The sequence below is a fragment of the Streptomyces sp. KPB2 genome (assembly GCF_003950055.1).
Taxonomy (GTDB): domain Bacteria; phylum Actinomycetota; class Actinomycetes; order Streptomycetales; family Streptomycetaceae; genus Streptomyces; species Streptomyces salinarius.
In genome coordinates this window covers 3,657,836-3,677,832 of sequence record NZ_CP034353.1, presented here as the reverse complement: position 1 = coordinate 3,677,832, position 19,997 = coordinate 3,657,836, and the positions used below count along the sequence as shown (strand labels likewise).

The window sequence follows — 19,997 nt, the reverse complement described above, 5'->3', positions numbered from 1 at the left end:
AGGAGTGCTCACCGCACCTCGGTGAGCACCTCCTCCGTCATCACCACCCGGGCGAACCCGCCCCCGTGCAACGACACCGCCGACGCCCTCGCCAGCTCGTCCGCGCTCTGCCGCCAGCCGAACGGCCCCTCCAGTCCGAAGGTGTACGTCGCGTCGAACGCGACCACGACCTCGTAGCCGAGGTTCCCGCCCATCCGTGCCGTCGTCTCGACGCACATGTTCGTCTGGATCCCGGCGAGCACGAGTTGCGAGATCCCCGCCCCGCGCAGCCAGGCGCCGAGGTCGGGCGTACCGAGGAACGCCGAGTTCACGCTCTTCGTCACCAGCAGCTCGGCCCCGCCGCCCTTCCCGCGCCGCTGCTCGACGTACTCCTTGAACCCGTTCCCCTCGTACCCCGTCCGCAACGGCGACCCGGGTTTCACCGAGTCGTGCCGTACGAAGACGACCGGCCGTCCGGTCGACTGCCAGACGTCGATGAGCGCGGCGATGTTGTCGTCCGCCTGCGGATGGTTGCGCGTACCCCAGAAACCGGCCTCCTCGAAGCCCTTCTGCACGTCCACGACCACCAGTGCTGCGTTCTCCGCGATGTCCATGCCCCGATCGTGCCGCCCGCAGAGCAGGCGCCCCAGAGGTCCGAAAGCCACCGATCGATGGTTTACTGCCACTCATGGCAGGAGCCGCAGAAGCCGTACGAGCCACACGAACGCCCGCGCCGCCCCACCGCGTCGCCCTCGTGGCCTTCCCCGGCATCCGCTCCTTCGACGTCGCCGTCATCACCGAGGTCTGGGGCACCGACCGCACCGACCGCGGCGCCCCCGCCTTCGACCTGCGCCGCGTCGCCGCCGACGGCACCACCACCGTTCCGATGCGCGGCGGCCTCGCGCTCCACCCCGACCGCACGCTCGACTGGCTGGACACCGCCGACCTCGTCGTCGTCCCCGGCCTCGACGACCACCTCACCCCGGCACCCGCCCCGGTCCTCGCCGCCCTCCGCCGCGCCCACGCCCGCGGCACCACGGTCGCCGCCCTGTGCGGGGGCGCCTTCACCCTCGCCCAGGCCGGCCTGCTCGACGGCCGCCGCGCCATCACCCACTGGCGGCTCCTGGACCTCCTGCGCACCCACCACCCCCGGGTCACCGTCGTCCCGGACGCCCTCTTCGTCGAGGACGACAACCTCTGGACCGCCGCGGGCACCGCAGCCGGCATCGACCTCTGCCTCCACCTGGTCCGCCTGGCCCACGGCGCCGAAGCCGCCGCCACCATCGCCCGCTCGATGGTCACCGCGCCCTTCCGCACCGGCACCCAGGCCCAGTTCATCGAGCACCCCACCCGGCACACGGACCGGGACGCCGACGCTCTCGCCGGCGTCCGCGAACACGCCCTGCGCCACCTCGACGAGCCCCTCACGGTCGCCGACCTGGCCGCCCACGCCGGCATGTCCCCGCGCTCCTTCGCCCGCCACTTCACGGCGGCCACCGGCACCACACCGCTGCGCTGGCTCCTGGACCAGCGCATCGCCGCCGCCCAGAAGCTCCTCGAACGCACCGACCTGCCCATGCCCGAGGTGGCCCGCCGGGCTGGCTTCGGCAGCGAGGTCACGATGCGCCAGCACTTCGCAGCGCGCCTCGCCACCAGCCCCCGCGCCTACCGCGCTGCGTTCACCGGAGGCAGCAGCCCGATCCCCCGGTAGGCCGCGTCCACGGTCGGCCGCGCCATCGCCCGGGCCCGCTCGGCCCCCTCCCGGAGCACGCCCTCCACGTACCCGGGATCGGCACAGAGCGCCCGGTGCCGCTCCCGCACCGGCCGCAACACCTCGACGACCGCCTCCGCGGTGTCCTTCTTCAACGCGCCGTACGAGTCGTACCCACCCGCCAGCTCCGCTGGGTCCCCACCCGTACAGGCGGCGAGGATCTCCAGCAGATTGGCGAGCCCCGCCCGCTCCTCCCGGTCGTAGACGACGTCACGCCCGCTGTCGGTCACGGCCCGCATGACCTTCTTGCGCACCACGTCCGGTTCGTCCAGCAGATAGACGATCCCCGGCCCGGTGTCGTCGCTCTTCCCCATCTTCGACGCGGGCTCCTGCAGGTTCATCACCCGAGCCGCCACCGCCGGACTGGTCGCCCGCGGCACCACGAAGGTGTGCCCGTACCGCTGGTTGAACCGCACCGCGAGATCCCGGGCCAGCTCGACATGCTGCGTCTGGTCGTCCCCGACCGGCACCTCGTCCGTCCCGTACGCCAGGATGTCCGCCGCCATCAGCACGGGATACGTGAGCAGCGACAACCGCACGCTCCCGCCCCACCCCCGTTCCCGCGCGGCCTTCTCCTTGTACTGGATCATCCGCCGCATCTCCCCGTCCGTCGCGACGCACTCCAGTACGTACGACAGCCGGGCGTGCTCGTCCACGTGACTCTGCACGAACACGGTGCACAGCTCGGGATCCAGCCCCGCCGCGAGCAACAGCGACGCCGACTGCCGGCTGAGTCTGCGCACCCGCGCCGGGTCGTGGTCCACGGTCAGCGCGTGCAGGTCGACGACGCAGAACAACGCGTCCGACCGGTGCTGGTCCACCGCGGCCCACTGCCGCATGGCTCCCAGGTAGTTCCCCAGCGTCAGGTGCCCGGTCGGCTTGACCCCACTGAAGACCCGCGTCATCTCTCCACCTCCTGGTCAGGACCGCCGCCACCGGCCGGCCGCCCCTCCTGGGGGGAGATATGAGAACGGCCGCCGAAGCGGCGGCCGTCGAGTGCATACGTGTGCGGCCGCCGTCAGGCGGCCCACCAGAGCTGGCTACACGTACGCGTCGTCACGAGCCCCACCGTACGCCCGTGCAGCCCGCCCCGCCCGGGATTTGACACGGCTGCCCCGCACTCCTAGTGTTCTCCGAGTTGTCCGACGTGAGCGCCGACCTCGGTCGGTCCCCGGACAGCGATTCCGCAAGTACCAACCACTCTTCGACGAACAGTCGCGTTGTCGGCGTCGTCGTCCTGTCGGCGCGTGTATTTACGGAATGAGGAATCCACGTTCGAAAGAACGCGGCCCCCGATTAGCTCGGGAGCCGGGAGTCCGCTAGAGTCTCACCTCGTTGAAACGGCCCAACGGCCGGGACGACAACCCCCTCTGACGGGGAATCAGAGCCCGAAAGGATCTGATAGAGTCGGAACCGTCGGAAAGGGAAACGCGAAAGCGGGAACCTGGAAAGCACCGAGGAAATCGGATCGGAAAGATCTGATAGAGTCGGAAACGCAAGACCGAAGGGAAGCGCCCGGAGGAAAGCCCGAGAGGGTGAGTACAAAGGAAGCGTCCGTTCCTTGAGAACTCAACAGCGTGCCAAAAGTCAACGCCAGATATGTTGATACCCCGTCTCCAGTCATTCGGCTGGGACGAGGTTCCTTTGAAACACACAGCGAGGACGCTGTGAACGTCGGGACTATTCCTCCCGATGTTCCGCTCTCGTGGTGTACGCCGGATAACCGGCAAACATTCACGGAGAGTTTGATCCTGGCTCAGGACGAACGCTGGCGGCGTGCTTAACACATGCAAGTCGAACGATGAACCACCTTCGGGTGGGGATTAGTGGCGAACGGGTGAGTAACACGTGGGCAATCTGCCCTGCACTCTGGGACAAGCCCTGGAAACGGGGTCTAATACCGGATACTGACCTGCCAAGGCATCTTGGCGGGTCGAAAGCTCCGGCGGTGCAGGATGAGCCCGCGGCCTATCAGCTTGTTGGTGAGGTAATGGCTCACCAAGGCGACGACGGGTAGCCGGCCTGAGAGGGCGACCGGCCACACTGGGACTGAGACACGGCCCAGACTCCTACGGGAGGCAGCAGTGGGGAATATTGCACAATGGGCGAAAGCCTGATGCAGCGACGCCGCGTGAGGGATGACGGCCTTCGGGTTGTAAACCTCTTTCAGCAGGGAAGAAGCGAAAGTGACGGTACCTGCAGAAGAAGCGCCGGCTAACTACGTGCCAGCAGCCGCGGTAATACGTAGGGCGCAAGCGTTGTCCGGAATTATTGGGCGTAAAGAGCTCGTAGGCGGCTTGTCGCGTCGGTTGTGAAAGCCCGGGGCTTAACCCCGGGTCTGCAGTCGATACGGGCAGGCTAGAGTTCGGTAGGGGAGATCGGAATTCCTGGTGTAGCGGTGAAATGCGCAGATATCAGGAGGAACACCGGTGGCGAAGGCGGATCTCTGGGCCGATACTGACGCTGAGGAGCGAAAGCGTGGGGAGCGAACAGGATTAGATACCCTGGTAGTCCACGCCGTAAACGGTGGGCACTAGGTGTGGGCAACATTCCACGTTGTCCGTGCCGCAGCTAACGCATTAAGTGCCCCGCCTGGGGAGTACGGCCGCAAGGCTAAAACTCAAAGGAATTGACGGGGGCCCGCACAAGCGGCGGAGCATGTGGCTTAATTCGACGCAACGCGAAGAACCTTACCAAGGCTTGACATACACCGGAAAGCATCAGAGATGGTGCCCCCCTTGTGGTCGGTGTACAGGTGGTGCATGGCTGTCGTCAGCTCGTGTCGTGAGATGTTGGGTTAAGTCCCGCAACGAGCGCAACCCTTGTCCCGTGTTGCCAGCAACTCTTCGGAGGTTGGGGACTCACGGGAGACCGCCGGGGTCAACTCGGAGGAAGGTGGGGACGACGTCAAGTCATCATGCCCCTTATGTCTTGGGCTGCACACGTGCTACAATGGCCGGTACAATGAGCTGCGATACCGCAAGGTGGAGCGAATCTCAAAAAGCCGGTCTCAGTTCGGATTGGGGTCTGCAACTCGACCCCATGAAGTCGGAGTCGCTAGTAATCGCAGATCAGCATTGCTGCGGTGAATACGTTCCCGGGCCTTGTACACACCGCCCGTCACGTCACGAAAGTCGGTAACACCCGAAGCCGGTGGCCCAACCCCTTGTGGGAGGGAGCTGTCGAAGGTGGGACTGGCGATTGGGACGAAGTCGTAACAAGGTAGCCGTACCGGAAGGTGCGGCTGGATCACCTCCTTTCTAAGGAGCACATGGCCGACTGCAAGCAAATGTCTTGCACGGTTGCTCATGGGTGGAACGTTGACTACTCGGCACACTCGATCCTGATCTTCTCGTTAGTACTGCTTCGGCGTGGAACACGAGTGAGGGAAGGCGAGGGTGTCGGGCACGCTGTTGGGTGTCTGAGGGCACGGCCGTGAGGCTGGGTCTTCGGTTGCCGGCCCCAGTGCACTCGGGATTGTAAGTCTCGGGGTGATGGGTGGTTGGTCGTTGTTTGAGAACTGCACAGTGGACGCGAGCATCTGTGGCCAAGTTTTTAAGGGCGCACGGTGGATGCCTTGGCACCAGGAACCGATGAAGGACGTGGGAGGCCACGATAGGCCCCGGGGAGTCGTCAACCAGGCTTTGATCCGGGGGTGTCCGAATGGGGAAACCCGGCAGTCGTCATGGGCTGTCACCCGCTGCTGAACACATAGGCAGTGTGGAGGGAACGCGGGGAAGTGAAACATCTCAGTACCCGCAGGAAGAGAAAACAACCGTGATTCCGGGAGTAGTGGCGAGCGAAACCGGATGAGGCTAAACCGTTCACGTGTGAGACCCGGCAGGGGTTGCGTGTGCGGGGTTGTGGGATCTCACTTCTGTTGTCTGCCGGCAACAGGGCGAGTCAGAAACCGTTGATGTAGGCGAAGGACATGCGAAAGGTCCGGCGTAGAGGGTAAGACCCCCGTAGTCGAAATGTCAGCGGCTTGCTTGTGAGACACCCAAGTAGCACGGGGCCCGAGAAATCCCGTGTGAATCTGGCGGGACCACCCGCTAAGCCTAAATATTCCCTGGTGACCGATAGCGGATAGTACCGTGAGGGAATGGTGAAAAGTACCGCGGGAGCGGAGTGAAATAGTACCTGAAACCGTGTGCCTACAAGCCGTGGGAGCGTCGGATACGTGCTTGCACGTATCTCGTGACTGCGTGCCTTTTGAAGAATGAGCCTGCGAGTTTGCGGTGTGTTGCGAGGTTAACCCGGGTGGGGAAGCCGTAGCGAAAGCGAGTCCGAACAGGGCGATTTTAGTAGCACGCTCAAGACCCGAAGCGGAGTGATCTAGCCATGGGCAGGTTGAAGCGGCTGTAAGAGGTCGTGGAGGACCGAACCCACCAGGGTTGAAAACCTGGGGGATGACCTGTGGTTAGGGGTGAAAGGCCAATCAAACTCCGTGATAGCTGGTTCTCCCCGAAATGCATTTAGGTGCAGCGTCGTGTGTTTCTTGCCGGAGGTAGAGCACTGGATAGGCGATGGGCCCTACCGGGTTACTGACCTTAGCCAAACTCCGAATGCCGGTAAGTGAGAGCGCGGCAGTGAGACTGTGGGGGATAAGCTCCATGGTCGAGAGGGAAACAGCCCAGAGCATCGACTAAGGCCCCTAAGCGTACGCTAAGTGGGAAAGGATGTGGAGTCGCACAGACAACCAGGAGGTTGGCTTAGAAGCAGCCACCCTTGAAAGAGTGCGTAATAGCTCACTGGTCTAGTGATTCCGCGCCGACAATGTAGCGGGGCTCAAGCGTACCGCCGAAGTCGTGTCATTCATACAATAGGGCCAACGCCTGTATGGATGGGTAGGGGAGCGTCGTCTGCCGGGTGAAGCAGCACCGGAAGGTAGTTGTGGACGGTTGACGAGTGAGAATGCAGGCATGAGTAGCGATACAAACGTGAGAAACGTTTGCGCCGATTGACTAAGGGTTCCTGGGTCAAGCTGATCTGCCCAGGGTAAGTCGGGACCTAAGGCGAGGCCGACAGGCGTAGTCGATGGATAACCGGTTGATATTCCGGTACCCGCTGTGAAGCGTCAAACATCGAACCAGGCGATGCTAAGTCCGTGAAACCGCCTGCTGCCGGCTTTGCCGTCAGTGGGAGTGGTGGAGCCGACGAACCAGACCTGTAGTAGGTGAGTGATGGGGTGACGCAGGAAGGTAGTCCATCCCGGGCGGTGGTTGTCCCGGGGTAAGGGTGTAGGCCGGTGTGTAGGTAAATCCGCACACCTTGTGGCTGAGACCTGATGCCGAGCCGATTGTGGTGAAGTGGATGATCCTATGCTGTCGAGAAAAGCCTCTAGCGAGTTTCATGGCGGCCCGTACCCTAAACCGACTCAGGTGGTCAGGTAGAGAATACCGAGGCGTTCGGGTGAACTATGGTTAAGGAACTCGGCAAAATGCCCCCGTAACTTCGGGAGAAGGGGGGCCACACCTGGTGACCGGATTTACTCCGTGAGCTGGGGGTGGCCGCAGAGACCAGCGAGAAGCGACTGTTTACTAAAAACACAGGTCCGTGCGAAGCCGTAAGGCGATGTATACGGACTGACGCCTGCCCGGTGCTGGAACGTTAAGGGGACCGGTTAGCTTGGATTCGTCCAGGCGAAGCTGAGAACTTAAGCGCCAGTAAACGGCGGTGGTAACTATAACCATCCTAAGGTAGCGAAATTCCTTGTCGGGTAAGTTCCGACCTGCACGAATGGCGTAACGACTTCTCGACTGTCTCAACCATAGGCCCGGTGAAATTGCACTACGAGTAAAGATGCTCGTTTCGCGCAGCAGGACGGAAAGACCCCGGGACCTTTACTACAGTTTGATATTGGTGTTCGGTTCGGCTTGTGTAGGATAGCTGGGAGACTGTGAAGCTCGCACGCCAGTGTGGGTGGAGTCGTCGTTGAAATACCAGTCTGGTCGTGCTGGATGTCTAACCTGGGTCCGTGATCCGGATCAGGGACAGTGTCTGATGGGTAGTTTAACTGGGGCGGTTGCCTCCTAAAGAGTAACGGAGGCGCCCAAAGGTTCCCTCAGCCTGGTTGGCAATCAGGTGTTGAGTGTAAGTGCACAAGGGAGCTTGACTGTGAGACCGACGGGTCGAGCAGGGACGAAAGTCGGGACTAGTGATCCGGCGGTGGCTTGTGGAAGCGCCGTCGCTCAACGGATAAAAGGTACCCCGGGGATAACAGGCTGATCTTCCCCAAGAGTCCATATCGACGGGATGGTTTGGCACCTCGATGTCGGCTCGTCGCATCCTGGGGCTGGAGTCGGTCCCAAGGGTTGGGCTGTTCGCCCATTAAAGCGGTACGCGAGCTGGGTTTAGAACGTCGTGAGACAGTTCGGTCCCTATCCGCTGTGCGCGTAGGAGTCTTGAGAAGGGCTGTCCCTAGTACGAGAGGACCGGGACGGACGAACCTCTGGTGTGCCAGTTGTTCTGCCAAGGGCATGGCTGGTTGGCTACGTTCGGGAGGGATAACCGCTGAAAGCATCTAAGCGGGAAGCCTGCTTCGAGATGAGGACTCCCACCCACTTGATGGGGTAAGGCTCCCAGTAGACGACTGGGTTGATAGGCCGGATCTGGAAGCACCGTGAGGTGTGGAGGTGACCGGTACTAATAGGCCGAGGGCTTGTCCTCAGTTGCTCGCGTCCACTGTGTTGGTTCTGAAACCACGAACAACCCCACGTCCACAGCGTGGTGCGGTTGAGAGTTTCATAGTGTTTCGGTGGTCATAGCGTAGGGGAAACGCCCGGTTACATTTCGAACCCGGAAGCTAAGCCTTACAGCGCCGATGGTACTGCAGGGGGGACCCTGTGGGAGAGTAGGACGCCGCCGAACAATTATTGCGAGGAAGCCCCGCACCGGGAACGGTGCGGGGCTTTCTGCGTTTAGGGTCGGGGTATGCGCTACGACCTGGTTATCTTCGACAACGACGGTGTTCTCGTCGACAGCGAGCCGATTTCCAATCGGTTGCTCGCCGGCTATCTCACCGAGCTGGGGCACCCGACGTCGTACGAGGACTCGCTGCGGGACTACATGGGGGGTGCCATGCACCGCGTGCACGACCTCGTGTGGGAGCGGACGGGGCGGCGGCTGCCGGCGGACTTCGACGACGTCTTCCACGGGCGGGTGTTCGCCGCCTTCGAGCGGGAACTGGAGCCCGTTCCGGGGGCCGTCGGTGTGCTGGAGAAGCTTGCCGCGGACGGGGTGGCGTACTGCGTGGCGTCCTCTGGGAGCCATGAGCGGATTCGAGTGGGGCACCGGAAGGCCGGGCTCGACCGGTGGTTCGACGACGGGCGGATCTTCAGTTCCCAGGACGTGGGCCGGGGAAAGCCGGCCCCGGATCTGTTCCTGCACGCGGCCGCGCGGATGGGGGTGGCACCGGAGCGTTGTGCCGTGGTGGAGGACAGCCCCCTCGGCGTCCAGGCCGCGGTCGCCGCCGGGATGGACGTGTACGGGTTCACCGCCATGACATCGGCCGGGAAGCTTGCCGGCGCCACCCGGCTCTTCGGGGACATGGGGGAGTTGGCCGACCTGCTGGTGCGCTGACGAACGTCGGCACGGTCGACGCGACCATCGAAGCTGAGCAGAATTCACCTTTGGCTGGATCTACCCACGGGTAAGCCGTGGCCTTACGCTCGCCGCCATGACTGATGTGCTGCGGCGCGGTAGGGCTTCGCTCGCGTTCGGCTTCTTCGCCCAAGGGGTCGCCTTCGCGCTGCTGGTGACGCGTATCCCGGCCATCCAGGACCGGTACGGCGTCTCCGACGCGCTGCTGCCGGTCTTCCTCGCCGCCGTGCCGGTGCTGGCCGGGGTCGGCAGCGTGGTGAGCGAGCGCCTGGTGCGGCGCGTGCGGCCGAGCCGGCTGCTGCGCTGGTCCCAGCCGGTGGTGCTGCTGGCGCTGCTCGGCGTCGGAGCGGGGGACCGGGTGGCGGTGCTGGCCGTCGCCCTCGCCGTCTTCGGGCTGTCCGTCGGTGCGCTGGACGCGTCGATGAACATGCTCGGGGTGAGCCTGCAACGGGCGTACGGGCGCAGCATCATGCTCGGGTTCCACGCGACGTACAGCCTCGGCGGGATCCTGGGGGCCTCGCTGGCGTGGGCGGGGGCGCACTGGGACCTGGCGCTGTGGGTGTCGTATCTGCCGGTGGTCGTCGTGCTGTTGCCGGCCGCGTTGGCCGGGAGCCGGTGGTACGTCGACGGGGACGGCGGTGGCACGGCTGAGGAGGGGATGGAGAAGGGGTCGGGCGGGGCCGGGGCCGGGGTCGGCTTCAAGGTGCTGTTGCCGCTGTGTCTGGTGATGACGTTCGCGTACATCGGGGACTCGACCGTCTCCAACTGGAGCGCCAAGTATCTGCAGGACGTGCTGGGGAGTTCGGAGCAGCTGGCCACCGTTCCGTACAACGTCTACATGGTGACCACGCTGGTGGGCCGGGCCCTCGGGGACTTCGGCGTGCGGCGGTTCGGGGCCGTGGCGGTGGTGCGGGGCGGGGCCGTGGTCGCGGCGGGCGGGTTCGCCGTGGTGGCGTCGGCGCCGGGGGCCTGGGTGGGGATGCTCGGGTTCACGCTGCTGGGGCTCGGGCTGTGTGTGCTGGTGCCGCAGACGTTCGCCGCGGCGGGGCGGCTGGCGGCGGAGCGGGACGGTCGTCCGGGGGCGTCCGACGCGGCGGTGGCTCGGCTCAACGTGTTCAACTACGTCGGTTTCCTGATCGGTTCGCCGCTGGTGGGTGCGCTCGGGGACGCCTGGAGCTATCGCGGGGCGATGCTCGTGCCCATGGTGTTGGTGCTGGTGACGGTCGTGTACGCCAGGTCGTTCGGGGATCGGCCGGACCGATACGGTGGCGGGCATGAGCGGCCGCGCACAGCTGATGTGGGACGAGGCAGTAACGGGCTATGACTTCGGCCCCGAGCATCCGATGGATCCGGTCCGGCTCGCGCTGACGCGGAGCCTGGTCGGCGCCCTCGGTCTCGACCGGGAGGTGGAGGTCGTCGCGGCGCGGCCGGCCGGGGAGTCGACGCTGCGCCTGGTCCACCGGGAGGACTACATCGACGCGGTGAAGGCGGCGTCGGCGGACCCGGGAGCGGCGGACGTGTCGTACGGGCTCGGGACGGTGGACGACCCGGCCTTCGCGGGGATGCACGAGGTTTCCGCGCTGATCGCCGGGCAGTCGGTGGGGGCGGCGGAGGCGGTGTGGCGCGGGGACGCGCTGCACGCGGTGAACTTCGCGGGCGGGCTGCACCACGCCATGCCGGGCGCGGCGTCCGGGTTCTGCGTGTACAACGACGCGGCGCTGGCGATCGCGCGGCTGCTGGAGCTGGGGGCCGAGCGGGTCGCCTACGTGGACGTCGACGTGCATCACGGTGACGGGGTGCAGGCGGCGTTCTGGGAGGACCCGCGGGTGCTGACGGTGTCGCTGCACGAGCATCCGCGGACGCTGTTCCCGCAGACCGGGTGGCCGGAGGAGACGGGCGCGGACTGTGCGGAGGGGTCGGCGGTGAACGTCGCGCTGCCGGCCGGGACGGGGGACGCGGGGTGGGTGCGGGCGTTCCACGCGGTGGTGCCGGAGGTGCTGGCCGACTTCCGGCCGCAGGTGCTGGTGACGCAGCACGGGGCCGACACGCACTTCGAGGATCCGCTGGCGCATCTCGCGGTGTCGCTGGACGCGCAGCGGGCGGTGCAGGTGGCGTGTCACGACCTCGCGCACGAGTACGCCGGGGGGCGGTGGGTGGCGCTGGGGGGTGGCGGTTACGCCGTGGTGGACGTGGTGCCGCGGTCGTGGGCGCATCTGGTGGGGATCGCGGCGGGGCGGCCGGTGGAGCCGGAGACGGTGATTCCGGAGGGGTGGCGGCAAGAGGTGTACGCGCGGACGCGGCAGCTGGGGCCGATGCGGATGACTGACGGGCGGTGGCCGGTGTCGTGGGCCTCGTGGGAGGCGGGGTACGACCCTGCGGACCGGGTGGATCAGGCGGTGCGGGCGGCTCGGCGGGCGGTGTTTCCGGTGCGGGGGCTTTTGCCGTAGGGGTGGCTTCTGTGCGGGCGGCTTGATGGTTGCCCGCAGTCGGTGCGGTGCGGTGCGGTGCGGTGCGTGCGGTGCGGTACGGGGTGGGGATGCGGGTCCGGCGCAGGCCGGGTGCCGCTGCGCCCACCCGTGCCGCCCCAGCGGCACGACTGCCCGCAGCTGGGGGGCGACTGCCCGCAGTCACGGGGAGGCGTTACGCCGACCGTGCGTAGATTCTTCCGTTTCTTGGGTCGGGCGCTGGGCGAACCGGCAGCATCGGTTGGGTGCTGACCCGTGGAGCTCTTCGGGCTCATCTTCTTGATGTTCGGCTGGCCGGGGTGGTGGCGACCTCTCGGGAGGCGAGTCTGCGGAGTTACCGGTTGTTCGCCGCGCGGGATCCCCGGGTGCTGATCGGGATCGATCCGGAGCGGGAGTGGGGGCAGCGGGAGCTGCTGGGACTGATGGCGGAGAGGTGCGGTGTTTCGGCCGATCCGCGCGACACCGCCGGGCCGGACCTGATCGACCCCGACCGGACCCTCGTGGCCCTGGACGCTTTCGCCGGCCGGCTCGCGGCGGTCGCCGAGCGGCGTGCTCCGGTGCTGCTGGGCACCGGGCACCCGCATCGACTGCTCGGTTTCTACGTCGCCTTGGCCGAGGCGCTGTCGGCGGCGGGATGTGCTGTCCTCACCCCTGCGCAGGGTCGCTCTGTCGACATAACGACCCGGTTCGGTCTACGCACGTACAACCTCGACTACGTCCGCGGAGTCGCGTTGGTGCGGGAGCCCGCCGTCGGGTGCGCCGGTGGTGAGCCCGGCGCGCACACGCACTCGCCGCTGCCGGTTCGTACGGCGCTGGCGGCGGCGGCCGAGGGCGGCGGGCCGCTGCCCGAGTTGGTGATCGGGGATCACGGGTGGGTCTGCGGTGCAGGTCAGCTGGGGTTCGAGGCCATCGGGCCGGCCGATACGGACGATCCCGCGCTCTTCGTGGGGGAGGCCGAGGGGCTGGTGTCCGTCGCCGTTCCGCTTGATGACGCTGTGCGGTCCGAGTACTACCGACCGCTTACCCGCTACGTACTCAATCGGGCGTGTCTGTCACGGTAGGGAAGTGATGGGTGCACCTCTTCCCCACTCGCATCACCCGCCCCTACATTGGGGAGTGAGCACGCAGCGACGAAGAGTCACCGGAAGGGGAAGCCGGTGGCCGTCGAGTGCGGAAGGTTCAGGTGTGTCATGGCTGCAGCTGGCGAAAGGCCTCTGAACGAGGTTCAGTTCCTTACCGTGGCGGAGGTAGCCGCGGTGATGCGCGTGTCCAAGATGACCGTGTACCGGCTGGTGCACAGTGGTCATCTGCCCGCGATCCGGGTCGGACGGTCGTTCCGTGTCCCGGAGCAAGCGGTTCACGAGTACCTCCGCGAGAGTTACGTGGGGGTGGAAACGGCCTGACGGACCTCGATTACGACCTCAGCGCTCGGACCGGTAGGCTGGCCCCTCGTAGGTCGTGTGGGCCCATGGCGCTCACCAACCGAGTGATGAGAAGTGAGCGAGGATAGTCGTGGGCTCTGTTATCAAGAAGCGGCGCAAGCGGATGGCCAAGAAGAAGCACCGCAAGCTGCTGAAGCGCACGCGCGTTCAGCGTCGCAACAAGAAGTAAGCGACGCCGCGCCGTCAGCGTGGTCTGTGGCCCCCCACCGCATCCGGTGGGGGGCCACAGTCGTACGGCGGCCCTTTTTCGTCATCTGCCGTGTCCGTCGGTCATCACCGCGCAACACCTACCGGCTAAGTTGGCCGGAGCAGGCTGGAGGGGCTGGAGCAGGCGGAAGGAAGGCGCTGATCTTGGGCAAGGTCGTGCTCGTGACCGGAGTGGCCCGGCAGCTGGGCGGCCGGTTCGTCCGGCGGATCCAGCGTGATCCCGAGGTGGAGCGGGTCGTCGGGGTGGACGCCGTCGCGCCCGAGCACCATCTGGGCGGCGCGGACTTCGTCCAGGCGGACATCCGGCAGTCGGCCATCGGACGGGTGCTCGCCGAGACGCGGGCGGACACGGTCGTCCACCTGGACGTGACGGGCACGCCGCTGGGCAGCGGCAGCCGCACGTCGGTGAAGGAGACCAACGTCATCGGCACGATGCAGCTGCTCGGCGCCTGCCAGAAGTCGCCGACGGTGCGGCGGCTGGTGGTGAAGTCCAGCACGAACGTCTACGGCTCCGCGCCGCGCGATCCCGCCGTCTGCGTCGAGACCACGGCACCCAAGTCCCTGCCCAGCGGCGGCTTCGCCAAGGACGCGGTCGAGGTCGAGGGGTACGTACGGGGCTTCGCGCGTCGGCGGCCGGACGTGTCGGTGACCGTGCTGCGGTTCGCCAACATCCTCGGCCCGGCCGCGGACACGCCGCTCGCCTCGTACTTCGGACTGCCGGTGCTGCCGACGGTGTTCGGCTACGACCCCCGGCTGCAGTTCGTGCACGAGGACGACGTGGTCGAGGTGCTGCGGGTCTGCTCGCACGAGGCGCGGCGGGGCACGCTGAACAGCGGGACGTTCAACATCGCGGGGGACGGTGTGCTGCTGCTCTCCCAGTGTTCGCGGCGGCTCGGCCGGCCGACGGTGCCGTTGCTGCTGCCGGCGGTCACCTGGGCGGGATCGCTCGTGCGTACGCTGGGGATGACGGACTTCTCCCCCGAGCAGATCCGGCTGCTCACCCACGGTCGGGTGGTGGACACCACGCAGATGCGCGAGACGCTGGGGTTCCGGCCGACGTACTCGACGGCCGGGGCGTTCGCGGACTTCGCGCGCGGCCGGGGTGCCGGGCTGCTGCCGCCCGAGGCCCTCGCGGGGGCCGTCGACCGGATCGCGGAGCTGTCCCTGCGGGGCAGCGGTCACCTTCCGACGCAGAGCGCCAACTGAGGAGCGCAGCAACGATGGCGGACGCCAAGGTCATTCCGTTCGACGACGACCGTTCGCGGGGGAACCGGCGCCGGGCGAAGACGGAGTCGGAGTCGGGGCCGGCGGCTGAGGTGCAGCCGCTGCCCCTGCGCGGAGCAGCCGCGCCCGAGGACGATCGCCGGGACGGCCGGGAGGACGATCCCGTGACGCCGTCCGGACCGCAGGCGCCGGTGGGGTCGTCGGCTGGAGGTGACGGCGACGGGGACGGCGGCCTGGAGCGGCGGGTCGCGGCCGGGCTGTCCTTCCTGCGCCGCCGGCTCACCGGGGACTACGAGGTCGACGACTTCGGCTACGACGCCGAGCTGACCGACCAGGTGCTGATGTCCCTGCTGCGCCCGGTGTACGAGAAGTACTTCCGGGTCGAGGTGAAGGGCGTGGAGAACATCCCCGCCGAGGGCGGTGCGCTGATCGTCGCCAACCACTCCGGGACGCTGCCGCTGGACGGGCTGATGATGCAGGTCGCCGTGCACGACCACCACCCGGCCGACCGGCACCTGCGGCTGCTGGCGGCGGACCTGGTGTTCGTGCTGCCGGTGGTCAACGAACTGGCGCGCAAACTCGGGCACACGCTGGCCTGCTCGGAGGACGCCGAACGGCTGCTCGCCCAGGGCGAGCTGGTCGGGGTGATGCCGGAGGGCTTCAAGGGCATCGGGAAGCCGTTCGGGGAGCGCTACAAGCTCCAGCGGTTCGGGCGGGGCGGCTTCGTGTCCACGGCGCTGCGGCAGGGTGCGCCCATCGTGCCGTGCTCGATCGTCGGGGCGGAGGAGATCTACCCGATGATCGGCAACTCCAAGACCCTGGCACGGCTGCTGGGCTTCCCGTACTTCCCGCTCACGCCGACCTTCCCGTGGCTGGGGCCGCTGGGCGCGGTGCCCCTGCCGACGAAGTGGACGATCCAGTTCGGTGAGCCGATCCCGACGGACGGCTACGCACCCGAGGCGGCCGAGGACCCGGTGCTGATGTTCAACCTGACCGACCAGGTGCGGGAGCAGATCCAGCACACGCTCTACAAGCTGCTGGTGCAGCGCCGGTCGGTGTTCTTCTGACCGGCCGTACGGCGGTGGGGTCGCCCCACCGCCGTACATCCGCCCCGTCGGCTCAGTCCGCGTCCTCCGCCTCGATGCCCAGGCCGGGCAGGAGGCCCGGGAGGAGCGGCGGGAGGGTGACGTCCGGCTTGGGAGCCGGGGTGTCGCCGCCGCCCGCGGGCGGGGAGGAGGTGCCGGTGTCGTCCTCGGGCGGGTCGAACAGGCCGCCGGTGCCGCCGCCGAGCAGACCGTCGTTCTCGTCGCCGGAGTCGGCGGACTCGCTGGGCCGGTCGGAGTGGGAACGCCCGCGCTCGGACGTGCCGTCGTCGCCCGTGCGGGGCGCCGACGAGTGACCGGAACCGGGGGCGTCGGTGGTCGTCGAGCCGGAGCCGCCCGGTCGGCCGCCGTCCCCGCCGTCGTCGCCCTGGGCCGGTGACGACGGCAGCATGGACTCCAGCGGGGCCACGTCGTCGTCTATGGCGTCGAACACCGACGACACCTGCTCACTGACGTCCCCGAGCTGCACGGGCAGCCGGTCGCGCAGTGCTCCCCAGGTCTCCCGGTGGGACTGGGAGAAGGCCGAGAGGGCCTGCATGGGGGCCAGCGAGTCGGGATCGTGGGCGTAGGCCGCGCTGAGCAGGCGGTGGCCCTCGGAGGCGTCGTGCCGCATGCCGGACAGGGCGCGCCGGATCTCGCCGAGGGACTCGTGGTCGAGGGGGCCGCCGCGGTCGCGCTCCATCAGCCGGCGTGCCTCGCTGAGCCGGGTCGAGGCGAGGTCCAGGTAGGCCCGGCCCCGCTCGTCGTTGCCGTCGGCGAGGCCGAGGCGGAAGTCCTCTATGCCGCGCTTGAGGCCGTAGAGCGAGTCGCCGGGCAGGGCGTCGGAACTGGCGGCGGCGACTCCGCCGAAGGCCCCCGCGGCCACGCTCACGCTCAGTCCGCCGGCGGTGAGTCCCTTGGCCAGCCGCGAGCGGGGCCGCAACCTGCTCAGCGGGGCGGCGCGGTGGGTGCCGCGCGCCCGGCGCTGCTCAGGAACCGACGCGTCCGCCGCCCCGCCGCTCGCGGTGCCCTCCTGCAGCATGGCCTCGAAGGCGGCCACGAGCTGGGCCCGCTGGACGACCTTGACCTCGGGATCCAGCTCGGGCCGGGGCAGCGACTCCAGACCGCGGGCGAGGGTCGTCAGACGACCCTGCTCGGTCGGTTCCGCGGTGGCCCCGGCGGGTGCCGGTCCTCCGGACTGCTCGGCCGCCGCCCCGGGATCGGACTGCTCCTCCAGAGCCTGGGCGAAGGCGTTCGCCCGCCGGTGTGCCGATACGTTCGCGATCACTGGCGGCACCTCCTCTCGTCATCACGGTCGACTCCCCAGGGGGTCCTGAGGGTTGCACGCCCTGATCGAAACCATCCGATCGGGTGATCGGAGTCGGCCAGGGAGTGACCACAGGGAGCCTGCATCCCGCACAACGAGCGGCGCGGCACTTGGGTTACGGACGGCGGATGATCGGACCGCGGACTCAACAGACTCTCACCGAAGGTGATTTGGGGGATGCGGGAAGTGAACGCCCTCAGCGGGCGTCGTCCGGGAGCAGCCGGGCGAGGGTGCGCACGGCGCGGTACTGGAGCGTCTTGATCGCGCCCTCGTTCTTGCCCATGACACGGGCGGTCTCGGCGACCGAGAGGCCCTGGAGGAAGCGCAGGGTGACGCACTCCTGCTGCTGCGGGTTGAGCCGTCGTACGGCCTCCAGCAGGGCGGCGTTGGAGAGCGATTCGAGGACGGAGTCCTCGGGGGAGCGCTCGACCTCGTTGGCGTCGAGCATCTCGCCGGTGGTGACCTCGAGGCGGAAGCGGCTGGACTTGAAGTGGTCGGCGACCAGGTTGCGGGCGATGGTCACGAGCCAGGCGCCGAAGTCGCGCCCCTGCCAGGTGAAGGTGCCGATGCGCCTGAGGGCCCGCAGAAAGGTCTCGCTGGTGAGATCCTCGGCGGTGGCCTTGCCGCCCACGCGGTAGTAGATGTAGCGGTACACGGTGTCGCTGTACTGGTCGTAGAGCCGGCCGAAGGCGTCGGCCTCGCCGGCCTGGGCCCGCTCGACCAGCTCCATCATGCGGGCGCTGTCGCTGTCCGCGGCGGGGCGGCGGTGGGTGGTGGCGGCGGCCCCGGACGAGGACGACCGCGCTCGTCTGCCGACGGCGGCGCTTCCTTCGGCCAGCGCGTAGCACGGACCGGCGGGCACGGCGGCCGCGGCGAGGGCGGGGACGGCATACGCGGTGGGGACGAAGCCGCGCAACAGGTCTTGGGCTGATTTGACCGTTGCGCGCAGCGTAGCCAGGCCCGAGGCGTCAACCCCGACGTGTGGGTACACGGGACTCCCAGAGGCAGAGCTTCCATCACGTGCAGTACGGAACCATTCACCCGTCGTAGCGAAGGTGGGGCACCGGAATGCGTCTGAGGAGAATAACGCTTCGTGCAGGCACTGCTACGCCCAGTTGCTCAAATCATCGATTACGTCGCTTCCGTGCCCGATTGACGCCCGATCAGATGTGCCAGATTGATCGCTTGATGACCGGAACGGTTCGAATTCCGGGTGACTACAGAGCGTGTTGTGGCCGATGTGAGTACAGGGGACTGGAGAGCCCCGCAGGGGGGTACGTCATCCCGATTGGGTCAACGGCGGCGGCGGTGCAGCGCGATGGCCGCCGCGGTGCCGCCCGCCACCGCGCCGACGCCCGCGGCCGCGGGGATGCCGACCTTGGCCGCCTTGCGGCCGGTGCGGTAGTCGCGCAGCCGCCACTCCAGCTCGCGGGCGTGCTTGCGCAGCTTGGAGTCCGGGTTGATCGCGTACGGATGTCCGACCAGGGACAGCATCGGGATGTCGTTGTGGGAGTCGCTGTAGGCGGCGCAGCGGGACAGGTCCAGGTTCTCCGCCGCCGCCAGGGCGCGCACCGCCTCGGCCTTGGCGGGGCCGTGCAGGGGTTCGCCGACCAGCTTGCCCGTGTAGACGCCGCCGATCGACTCGGCCACCGTGCCGAGCGCACCGGTCAGGCCCAGGCGGCGGGCGATGACCTGGGCGATCTCCACCGGGGCCGCCGTGACCAGCCAGACCTTCTGCCCGGCGTCCAGGTGGGCCTGGGCGAGGGCGCGGGTGCCGGGCCAGATCCGCTCGGCCATGTACTCGTCGTAGATCTCCTCGCCGATCGACCTCAGTTCGGAGACGCGGTGGCCCTTGACGATGGAGAGCGCCGAGTCGCGGGCGTCCTGCATGTGCTCCGGGTCCTCGAACCCGGCCAGCCGGAACCACGCCTGCTGCCAGGCGAAGCGGGCGAGGTCGCGGGTCTCGAAGAACTTCCGCTTGTACAGGCCCCGGCCGAAGTGGAAGATCGCGGCGCCCTGCATGACGGTGTTGTCGAGGTCGAAGAAGGCGGCTGCTCTCTCGTCGCCGTGCACCGGGAACTCCGGCTCCGCGGCGCCGGAGTCGGTTTCCCGGACGGTCTGTGCGGCCTCGGCGGCCTCCGCGGACTTGCGCGCCGCCTCCGCCGAGGCCTCGCCTGCCAACACGCTCCGCGCCGTGGCGGAACGCCTACGGGGAGTGAGCCATCGAAGAACGGCCATGCCCGTGAGCATAGCCAGTTTGTTCGGGTGCTTCGGAGCCGAGAGGTTTGCGGACGGTGAACCGGGCTGTGAACTCCGGGCGACCCCGGCGGCGAGCGGTCTCCCGCCGCGCGGGCGTCCGCGCGCGCGAGAATGGCCGGCATGAGCCCCCTCTTCCGCCGGAAGCCCGCGCGGCCCGCGCAGCCCGAGCCCTCTGAGTACTCCGAGAACCATCTCGTCACCCTCATCCGCAAACCCGGCTGTCATCTGTGTGATGACGCACAGTCCGTCGTCGAGAAGGTCTGTGCCGAACTCGGTGTCCCCTGGGAGGGGAAGGACATCACCGAGGACCGCCAACTCCACGACCAGTACTGGGAGCAGATTCCGGTCGTGCTGGTCGACGGACGGCAGCACACCTTCTGGCGTGTGAACGAGGAACGGCTGCGCAAGGCACTGACCGATCAGTACAAGTAGTCCGTATGGTCGCTTAGGATCGATGGTGACCAGGTCTCGGGGGCGTTGATCGTGAGGAGCGTGTGCGGCTTTGCCCCCGATGAGTGAGGGACGAGGGTCTGTATGCGCCGGTTCCCGTTCGCTGCACCGGGGGCGCGTGACCCCGGTCACGTTGGCCGGGCAAATCGGACACCATCTTTGTGCACGCGTTCACAAAGACATAGCCTG

Annotated in this window: 15 protein-coding genes and 3 rRNA genes; 13 read left to right on the top strand and 5 right to left on the bottom strand. The window is 67.5% G+C overall.

Annotation, left to right across the window (positions count from 1 at the left end):
• Positions 1 to 8: 8 nt before the first annotated feature.
• On the bottom strand, positions 9 to 593 hold the full coding sequence (locus D1J63_RS16190; protein ID WP_125629479.1) for a cysteine hydrolase family protein: 585 nt from the start codon (positions 591 to 593) through the stop codon (positions 9 to 11).
• Between the two features lie 74 nt (positions 594 to 667).
• Here D1J63_RS16190 and D1J63_RS16185 point away from each other — a divergent pair, with 74 nt between their 5' ends.
• Entirely contained in the window at positions 668 to 1,690 is a 1,023-nt protein-coding gene (locus D1J63_RS16185) for a helix-turn-helix domain-containing protein (protein ID WP_125629477.1), read from the top strand.
• Here D1J63_RS16185 and trpS read toward each other — a convergent pair.
• Positions 1,645 to 2,655 carry a tryptophan--tRNA ligase gene (gene trpS / locus D1J63_RS16180; protein ID WP_125629475.1) on the bottom strand — a complete coding sequence of 337 codons (1,011 nt, stop codon included), beginning with the start codon at positions 2,653 to 2,655 and terminating at the stop codon, positions 1,645 to 1,647. The genes D1J63_RS16185 and trpS overlap by 46 nt on opposite strands.
• Positions 2,656 to 3,483: 828 nt before the next feature.
• Between trpS and D1J63_RS16170 the strand changes: the two genes are divergently transcribed.
• From D1J63_RS16170 to D1J63_RS16120, 11 genes are all read left to right on the top strand, one after another.
• Positions 3,484 to 5,010 (top strand): 16S ribosomal RNA (locus D1J63_RS16170).
• 285 nt (positions 5,011 to 5,295) lie between these two features.
• Positions 5,296 to 8,419 (top strand): 23S ribosomal RNA (locus tag D1J63_RS16165).
• An 84-nt stretch (positions 8,420 to 8,503) separates the two neighbouring features.
• Positions 8,504 to 8,620 (top strand): 5S ribosomal RNA (rrf, locus tag D1J63_RS16160).
• The 16S, 23S and 5S rRNA genes sit together here, the layout of an rRNA operon.
• A 63-nt stretch (positions 8,621 to 8,683) precedes the next feature.
• A complete protein-coding gene (locus D1J63_RS16155) occupies positions 8,684 to 9,331 on the top strand; it encodes an HAD family hydrolase (RefSeq protein ID WP_125629473.1) in 648 nt (215 codons plus the stop codon).
• A gap of 97 nt (positions 9,332 to 9,428) precedes the next feature.
• A complete protein-coding gene (locus tag D1J63_RS16150) occupies positions 9,429 to 10,676 on the top strand; it encodes an MFS transporter (protein ID WP_125629471.1) in 1,248 nt (415 codons plus the stop codon).
• A complete protein-coding gene (locus tag D1J63_RS16145; RefSeq protein ID WP_125629469.1) occupies positions 10,627 to 11,799 on the top strand; it encodes an acetoin utilization protein AcuC in 1,173 nt (390 codons plus the stop codon). The genes D1J63_RS16150 and D1J63_RS16145 overlap by 50 nt, the downstream gene beginning before the upstream one ends.
• Positions 11,800 to 12,062: 263 nt before the next feature.
• Entirely contained in the window at positions 12,063 to 12,878 is an 816-nt protein-coding gene (locus D1J63_RS16140) for a phosphatase (protein WP_125629467.1), read from the top strand.
• Positions 12,879 to 13,007: 129 nt separating this feature from the next.
• Positions 13,008 to 13,220 (top strand): helix-turn-helix domain-containing protein, encoded by a 213-nt coding sequence (locus D1J63_RS16135; RefSeq protein ID WP_007443703.1) that lies wholly within the window; start codon positions 13,008 to 13,010, stop codon positions 13,218 to 13,220.
• Positions 13,221 to 13,329: 109 nt separating this feature from the next.
• Positions 13,330 to 13,428: an AURKAIP1/COX24 domain-containing protein gene (locus tag D1J63_RS16130; RefSeq protein WP_003948845.1), complete on the top strand. Its 99-nt coding sequence runs from the start codon at positions 13,330 to 13,332 to the stop codon at positions 13,426 to 13,428.
• A gap of 182 nt (positions 13,429 to 13,610) precedes the next feature.
• Positions 13,611 to 14,672: an NAD-dependent epimerase/dehydratase family protein gene (locus D1J63_RS16125; RefSeq protein ID WP_102927133.1), complete on the top strand. Its 1,062-nt coding sequence runs from the start codon at positions 13,611 to 13,613 to the stop codon at positions 14,670 to 14,672.
• A gap of 14 nt (positions 14,673 to 14,686) precedes the next feature.
• The gene (locus D1J63_RS16120) at positions 14,687 to 15,757 is read left to right on the top strand and encodes a lysophospholipid acyltransferase family protein (protein WP_125629464.1); all 1,071 of its coding nucleotides are present in this window, start codon (positions 14,687 to 14,689) and stop codon (positions 15,755 to 15,757) included.
• A gap of 52 nt (positions 15,758 to 15,809) precedes the next feature.
• Here the strand turns inward: D1J63_RS16120 and D1J63_RS16115 are convergent, their stop codons facing one another.
• From D1J63_RS16115 to D1J63_RS16105, 3 genes are all read right to left on the bottom strand, one after another.
• Positions 15,810 to 17,060 carry a DUF5667 domain-containing protein gene (locus D1J63_RS16115; RefSeq protein WP_164712854.1) on the bottom strand — a complete coding sequence of 417 codons (1,251 nt, stop codon included), beginning with the start codon at positions 17,058 to 17,060 and terminating at the stop codon, positions 15,810 to 15,812.
• Positions 17,061 to 17,295: 235 nt separating this feature from the next.
• Positions 17,296 to 18,090, bottom strand: coding sequence for an ECF subfamily RNA polymerase sigma factor, BldN family (locus tag D1J63_RS16110; RefSeq protein WP_007443701.1), 795 nt, complete (start codon positions 18,088 to 18,090; stop codon positions 17,296 to 17,298).
• Positions 18,091 to 18,392: 302 nt separating this feature from the next.
• Positions 18,393 to 19,337: an HAD-IB family hydrolase gene (locus D1J63_RS16105; protein ID WP_164712853.1), complete on the bottom strand. Its 945-nt coding sequence runs from the start codon at positions 19,335 to 19,337 to the stop codon at positions 18,393 to 18,395.
• A 132-nt stretch (positions 19,338 to 19,469) separates the two neighbouring features.
• Between D1J63_RS16105 and D1J63_RS16100 the strand changes: the two genes are divergently transcribed.
• Entirely contained in the window at positions 19,470 to 19,790 is a 321-nt protein-coding gene (locus D1J63_RS16100; RefSeq protein ID WP_125629460.1) for a glutaredoxin family protein, read from the top strand.
• Positions 19,791 to 19,997 lie beyond the last annotated feature (207 nt).

Excerpts from the sequence above, each read along its gene's own strand:
- D1J63_RS16185 (WP_125629477.1), top strand. The coding sequence starts at position 668 with ATGGCAGGAGCCGCAGAAGCCGTACGAGCCACACGAACGCCCGCGCCG.
- D1J63_RS16105 (WP_164712853.1), bottom strand. The coding sequence starts at position 19,337 with ATGGCCGTTCTTCGATGGCTCACTCCCCGTAGGCGTTCCGCCACGGCG.
- D1J63_RS16120 (WP_125629464.1), top strand. The coding sequence starts at position 14,687 with ATGGCGGACGCCAAGGTCATTCCGTTCGACGACGACCGTTCGCGGGGG.
- D1J63_RS16150 (WP_125629471.1), top strand. The coding sequence starts at position 9,429 with ATGACTGATGTGCTGCGGCGCGGTAGGGCTTCGCTCGCGTTCGGCTTC.
- D1J63_RS16155 (WP_125629473.1), top strand. The coding sequence starts at position 8,684 with ATGCGCTACGACCTGGTTATCTTCGACAACGACGGTGTTCTCGTCGAC.
- trpS (WP_125629475.1), bottom strand. The coding sequence starts at position 2,655 with ATGACGCGGGTCTTCAGTGGGGTCAAGCCGACCGGGCACCTGACGCTG.
- D1J63_RS16145 (WP_125629469.1), top strand. The coding sequence starts at position 10,627 with ATGAGCGGCCGCGCACAGCTGATGTGGGACGAGGCAGTAACGGGCTAT.
- D1J63_RS16135 (WP_007443703.1), top strand. The coding sequence starts at position 13,008 with ATGGCTGCAGCTGGCGAAAGGCCTCTGAACGAGGTTCAGTTCCTTACC.
- D1J63_RS16100 (WP_125629460.1), top strand. The coding sequence starts at position 19,470 with ATGGCCGGCATGAGCCCCCTCTTCCGCCGGAAGCCCGCGCGGCCCGCG.
- D1J63_RS16190 (WP_125629479.1), bottom strand. The coding sequence starts at position 593 with ATGGACATCGCGGAGAACGCAGCACTGGTGGTCGTGGACGTGCAGAAG.